Annotated in this window: 1 pseudogene; it reads left to right on the top strand. The window is 68.9% G+C overall.

The features are described from left to right. Positions 1-572 (top strand): annotated as a pseudogene (locus ODJ79_RS46685) (ornithine carbamoyltransferase subunit F); the annotation flags it as partial.

Raw genomic sequence — 572 nt, 5'->3', positions numbered from 1 at the left:
GACCCGGTGCGCCTTCGAGGTCGCGGCCCACGACCAGGGCGCGCACGTGACGTTCCTCGACCCGGGCAGCACCCAGCTCGGCCACAAGGAGTCCATCGCGGACACCGCCCGGGTGCTCGGCCGCTTCTACGACGGGATCGAGTACCGCGGCTTCGGCCAGGAGAACGTGGAGGCGCTCGCCAAGTACTCCGGGGTGCCGGTCTGGAATGGGCTGTCCACCGAGTGGCACCCCACCCAGACGCTGTGCGACATCCTCACCATGCGCGAGCACACGGTGAAGCACGACAACGAGATCTCCTTCGCGTTCCTCGGCGACGCCGAGAACAACGTGGGCAACTCGCTGCTGATCGGCGGCGCCATGATGGGCATGGACGTGCGGATGATCGCCCCCGAGGGCCGGTGGAACCACGACGACGTGGTCAAGGAGGCCCGCCGGATCGCCGAGCAGACCGGCGCCCGGATCACCCAGACGGCGAACGTCGAACAGGGCGTGGCCGGGGTGGACTTCCTCTACACCGACGTCTGGCTGTCGATGGGCGAGCCCAAGGACCAGTGGGACGAGCGGATCGCGC

It is taken from the genome of Actinoplanes sp. KI2, assembly GCF_025630775.1.
Lineage (GTDB): Bacteria > Actinomycetota > Actinomycetes > Mycobacteriales > Micromonosporaceae > Actinoplanes.
Note: the sequence above shows the minus strand (reverse complement) of the source record. Positions and strands in the feature narration are given on the sequence as shown.